A 2,057-nucleotide genomic window follows, 5' to 3' on the forward strand; every position below is an offset into this window, starting at 1 on the left:
GCGCTGCTCCTCGCCAGCACCGCGTCGGCGCGCGCCGACGACGGCTACCGCCTGTGGCTGCGCGCCGACGCGCCCGCCGGGCCGGGCGCGCGCGTGACGCTGCGCGGCGACGGCGCCACGCTGCGGCTCGCCGCGGCGGAGCTGACGCGCGCGCTGCCCGCCGGTATCGGCGACGTGACGCTCGCCCGCGCGAGCGATGCACAGGTGGCCGCGCTGCACCTGCCGACCGCGGCGCTGGGCGCGGAGGGCTATCTCGTCCGCCGCGTGCGGCTCGGCCGGCGCGACACGCTGCTGATCACCGGCAATAGCGAACGCGGCCTGCTCTACGGCAGCTTCGCGCTGCTGCGCCATCTCGCCACCGGGGGGAGCGCCGCGACGGTGGCGCTCGCCTCGGCGCCGCGGGTCAAGCTGCGCGTGCTCAACCACTGGGACAATCTCGATGGCAGCGTGGAGCGCGGCTATGCCGGCCAGTCGCTGTGGGACTGGTGGACGCTGCCCGACTTCAAGGACCCGCGCTATACCGATTACGCGCGCGCCAACGCGTCCATCGGCATCAACGGCACCGTCCTCAACAACGTCAACGCGAAGGCCGACAGCTTGACGCCGCGCTACATCAGCAAGGCAGCGGCGCTGGCGGACGTGTTCCGCCCCTGGGGGATCAAGGTCTATCTGTCGGCGCGCTTCTCCGCGCCGATCGAGCTGGGCGGGCTGAGGACCGCCGACCCGCGCGATCCCGCCGTCGCGGCGTGGTGGAAGGCCAAGGCGGACGAGATCTACCGCGCCATACCGGACTTCGGCGGCTTCCTCGTCAAGGCCAACAGCGAAGGGCAGCCCGGCCCGCGCGACTATGGCGCGAGCCATGCCGACGGCGCCAACATGCTCGCCGCGGCGGTGCGCCCGCACGGGGGCATCGTGATGTGGCGCGCCTTCGTCTACGCCGACACCGATCCCGCGGACCGCGCCAAGCAGGCGTACAGCGAGTTCACGCCGCTCGACGGCACGTTCGCGGACAACGTGCTGGTGCAGGTGAAGAACGGCGCGATCGACTTCCAGCCGCGCGAACCCTTCCATCCTCTGTTCGGCGCCATGCCCAGGACGCCGCTGCTGATCGAGTTCCAGATCACCAAGGAGTATCTCGGCTTCGCCACCCACCTCGCCTATCTCGGCCCGCTCTTCACCGAGACGCTCGACGCGCCCACCGGTCACGGCAGCGAGACCGTCGCCGACGTGGTCGACGGCGCCGCCGAGCACCACGCGCTGAGCGGCATGGCCGGCGTCGCCAACATCGGGCGCGATCGCGACTGGTCGGGCTCGACCTTCAACCAGGCCAATTGGTACGCCTTCGGCCGGCTCGCCTGGGACCCGACGCTCGACGCCGCCGCGCTCGCGCGCGAGTGGGCGCGGCAGACGTTCGGACCCGACCCGCGCGTGGTCGAGCCGGTGGTCGGCATGATGATGGCGTCGCGCGAGGCGGTAGTGGACTACACCGGCCCACTCGGGCTCGCGCACGTGATGGCGACCGGCCACCATTACGGCCCCGGCCCGTGGGTCAGCGACCTCAAGCGCCCCGAGTGGAACCCGGTCTATTATCACCGCGCGGACAAGCAGGGGATCGGCTTCGATCGCACGCGCTCGGGCAGCGACGCGGTGGCGCAATATGCCCCCGAGGTCGCGAAGCGGCTCGCCGACCCCGCCACCACGCCCGAGCGCGAGCTGCTATGGTTCCACCATGTCGGGTGGGACCGGCGCATGGCCTCGGGCAAGACGCTGTGGCAGGAGCTGGTCGCGCACTACGACCGCGGCGTCGCCACCGTCGGCACGATGCGGGCCACCTGGGACAGGCTTCGCCCGCTGGTCGACGCCGAGCGCTGGGACAAGACGGCGACCTACCTCGCGGTGCAGGAGCGCGAGGCGCGCTGGTGGCGCGACGCGAGCCTGACCTATTGGATGTCGGTCAACGGCCGCTCGCTGCCCGCCGGCGCCACGCCACCCGAGCACGACCTCGCCTGGTACAAGGCGCAGCGGTTCGACTATGCGCCGGGTCATCCGGAGTGACG

Annotated in this window: 1 protein-coding gene; it reads left to right on the forward strand. The window is 72.1% G+C overall.

Annotated elements, in window-relative coordinates:
• Window positions 1-3: 3 nt before the first annotated feature.
• Window positions 4-2,055 carry an alpha-glucuronidase family glycosyl hydrolase gene (locus tag K7957_RS20160; protein WP_223014703.1) on the forward strand — a complete coding sequence of 684 codons (2,052 nt, stop codon included), beginning with the start codon at window positions 4-6 and terminating at the stop codon, window positions 2,053-2,055.
• The last annotated feature ends 2 nt before the right edge of the window (window positions 2,056-2,057 follow it).

This window comes from Sphingomonas yunnanensis, from assembly GCF_019898765.1.
Lineage (GTDB): Bacteria > Pseudomonadota > Alphaproteobacteria > Sphingomonadales > Sphingomonadaceae > Sphingomonas > Sphingomonas yunnanensis.